Genomic DNA, 3,111 nt, shown 5'->3' with positions numbered 1-3,111 from the left:
GACATCGAGCCCCGAACCGGTCACAGTGACCGCCATGCGGAACGATTTGGTGGTGGCGCAGACCAATTCGGCGAGTGCCTTCAGGCGATCGAGCGCGGCGACGATCTCCGGCAGCGAGATCGGGCATTCCTCGATCGAGATGATCTCCGGCGACAAATGGCGATGGAAGCCGAGCAGCATGCCTGTATCGGTGCGCCGGGCGGCAAGCACGACACGTCGCCGCGTGTGCGGCGCGCAGGCGACCAGTTCGCCGATCGCGCAATCGATGCCTTTGCCCTTCAGGGTGTGCGCCACCTTTTCGCGTTTCCACTGGCGATAGGCTTCGGCTTCGAAATGCTGGAGCGCGCAACCGCCGCATTCGGTGAAATGGCGGCAGGCGGGATCGATGCGCAGCTGCGAGGCTTCCAGCACCGCCATCAGCATGGCGCGATCCCTTTCGCGCGCGGCGGTGACCGTTTCGCCGGGCAATGTAAAGGGAATGAACAGATCGCCTGTCTCGGTCTCGGCGATGCCGTCGCCCTGGGCGCCGAGTTTCCTGATGCTGAAGCGCGCGCTCATCGGTCCTTGATCCCACCGAGCAGGAATTCGCGATTGCCGTCGCCGCCCTCGATCGGCGACAAATGCAGCCCGAGCGAGCGCCAGCCGGGAACGGCGTCCAGCCAATCCTGCAGCAGGCCGGCGACACGGGAGGCGTCGTAGGGATCTTTCAACAGACCACCCTTGCCGATCGCTTCGCGACCAGCCTCGAATTGCGGCTTGACCAGAAACATGGCCTTGGCGCCAGCCTTCGCAAGGCCAAGCGCCGGTGGCATCGCCAGTTTCAGCGAAATGAAGCTGACATCGGATACGATGAAATCCGGAATACGACCGCCAAGATCGGCGGCTGTGAGATCGCGGGCGTTCAGACCCTCGATCACCGTCACACGCGGATCTCCTCCGACATCAGGGTGCAGCTGACCATGCCCCACATCGATCGCGGTAACATGAGCAGCGCCACGCTCCAGCAGAACCTGGGTAAAGCCGCCGGTCGAGGCGCCGACGTCGAGCGCCTCGCAGCCGGCAGGATCGAGGCCGAAATGGTCGAGCCCACCGATCAGCTTGAGTGCCGCGCGCGACACATAGCCTTGCGCCGGATCATCGACGGCAATCAGGCATTGCGGCAAAACACTCTGGCCGGGCTTGCGGGCAAGGACACCGTCGACCGTCACCGTGCCGCGTTCGACCGCGTCGCGGGCACGCGAGCGGCTGACAAACAGCCCGCGCTGGACGAGCAGGTCGTCGAGCCGCTGGCGGGTGCTGGCTGGCAGAGGCGAATTCATCGGCCTTCATGGCGAAAGCCGACGACGATGGCAAGGGCGCCAACCGGGCATTGAGGGAGGCATTCGTTTCCCACTCCAACCATCATCCTAGCAATATTGGGCTTTGAGACGATGGCGGTTAGTTCTGTCACGCTTCCATCCTTTGAAAATCCGTGCGCTACACTCGTTGAAACGGGTGGTTGCCGAAGCACGAGGCGTCGCCGTTTGCAGACCACTGTCCCGAATTCCAGAAATCTCATGGATCGTTAACCTATTTTCGTCGCATTTGCTTGAGGACTAAATGTTATGACTGCGACAGCCCGCAAAACAGGGTGAAGAGGCGTCAACCTTGGAAATGGCCAACGATATCGTCTACAAGGTGCTTGATCGGATTTCCGGCGCCGGCCTGCTGGCGACCGGACTTCTGTTGCTGACCGCTTTGGTCAGCGCCCTCGTCGCCTATTGGCGCACGGTCGAGAAAAAGAGCTGGAAGGAATTCTTCGAGTTCGCGATCCCGCACGAGGTGATCACTCATCCCTCGGCAAGGGCCGATCTTTTGTTCTGGGTGACGAGGAAGGCCCTCATGCCATTCCTCATGCTGCCTGCCGGCATCGTCTTCGTCAGCGCCGTCGGCTATGCGACGAACTGGCTGCTCTCGACGCTCCTGGCGATCCAGCCGCCCCTGATCGAGGGCCCGGCAGGCCCGGTGACGGTGACGATCTTCACCATCACCATGCTGCTCGCCTACGACATTTCGTACTATCTCTATCACGTCGCCCAGCACCGCTATCCGGTGCTCTGGGAACTGCACAAGGTGCACCATTCGGCTGAGGTGATGGTCGGCATCACCAAGGATCGCGTCCACCCGCTCGACGAATTGATGAACCGCGCTTGGGACGGTGTCATTCCCGGCATCTGCTTTGGCATCTGGTCGCTGGTGTCGCTGAACCTCGTTGAACTGACGGTCTTCGGCGTCAACGTTTACATCATACGTAACATCCTGATGATGGATTTCGTCAGGCACACGCATTTCAAGATCTCGTTCGGGCCGCTGAACAACCTGATCCTGTGCCCGCACTGGCATCAGTTGCACCACAGCACGGACCCGCGCCACTACGACAAGAACTTCGGGCTGCTCTTCTCGTTCTGGGATCGGCTCTTCGGAACTCTATGCGTTCCCAGACCCGACGAGGACTTCAAATTCGGGTTGATCGAACGCAACGTGCGCGACTATCAGTCGCTCGCAGGGCTCTATATCATGCCGCTGAAGCGGATGTGGTGGCAGATCGCCAGACACTTCCGAACCGGCAAGCCCGAGCCACAGCAATCGTCGCAAAGGGCCAAGCCTTGAACGGGCCTGTCGTGTGCCGGCTGCCGCGAACGCACCGGATCGAAGTCGCAACTTCGGATGCACGCGTGGCAGAAATCGCGCCCGCCTGGGCGGCGCTCTGGCAACGCGCCGGCGGCCTCGTTTTCCAGCATCCGGACTGGATCTCGGCGTGGTGGCGCACGACGCCGCATCAGGATCGGCGTGGCCTCAGGATCGGGTTGGTCTGGAGCGACGAGCGGCTCGTGGCCGTCATTGCGCTCGCGACCTTCAGACGCTCGGGTATCCGCGTCCTGGAATGGGCGGCGAAGGACCACTGCGATTATGGCGATGTCCTGCTTGCCCCGGATTGCGACCCGCAGATCCTGCGGCAGCTCTGGCAACGCATCCTCGACGACGGCGGCTTCGACCTTGTCTATCTGAATCGTCTTTTGCCCGATGCCCGATTGCCGGCCCTGCTCGGTCCCGCCGCCCCAGGCCGCGGTA

At 62.0% G+C, this 3,111-nt stretch carries 2 protein-coding genes and 2 pseudogenes; 2 read left to right on the top strand and 2 right to left on the bottom strand.

The features are described from left to right. Window positions 1–558, bottom strand: a pseudogene (locus EN935_RS28765) (class I SAM-dependent RNA methyltransferase); the annotation flags it as partial. Then, a complete protein-coding gene (locus EN935_RS28760) occupies window positions 555–1,319 on the bottom strand; it encodes a TlyA family RNA methyltransferase (protein WP_127262395.1) in 765 nt (254 codons plus the stop codon). The gene EN935_RS28760 and the pseudogene EN935_RS28765, both read right to left, overlap by 4 nt. A 334-nt stretch (window positions 1,320–1,653) precedes the next feature. On the opposite strand from EN935_RS28760, the gene EN935_RS28755 reads away from it, so the two are divergent. Both EN935_RS28755 and EN935_RS28750 read left to right on the top strand, forming a co-directional pair. Next, a complete protein-coding gene (locus EN935_RS28755; RefSeq protein ID WP_164757529.1) occupies window positions 1,654–2,649 on the top strand; it encodes a sterol desaturase family protein in 996 nt (331 codons plus the stop codon). A gap of 65 nt (window positions 2,650–2,714) precedes the next feature. Next, window positions 2,715–3,111: pseudogene (locus EN935_RS28750) on the top strand (GNAT family N-acetyltransferase); the annotation flags it as partial.

The sequence above is a fragment of the Mesorhizobium sp. M7D.F.Ca.US.004.03.1.1 genome (assembly GCF_003998635.1).
Lineage (GTDB): Bacteria > Pseudomonadota > Alphaproteobacteria > Rhizobiales > Rhizobiaceae > Mesorhizobium > Mesorhizobium loti.
The sequence above is the reverse complement of the archived record's forward strand: the minus strand, read 5'-3'. Positions and strand labels throughout refer to the sequence as shown.

Bases quoted from the DNA above. Each gene is read 5' to 3' on its own strand.
- EN935_RS28760 (WP_127262395.1), bottom strand. From the start codon at position 1,319: ATGAATTCGCCTCTGCCAGCCAGCACCCGCCAGCGGCTCGACGACCTG.
- EN935_RS28755 (WP_164757529.1), top strand. From the start codon at position 1,654: ATGGCCAACGATATCGTCTACAAGGTGCTTGATCGGATTTCCGGCGCC.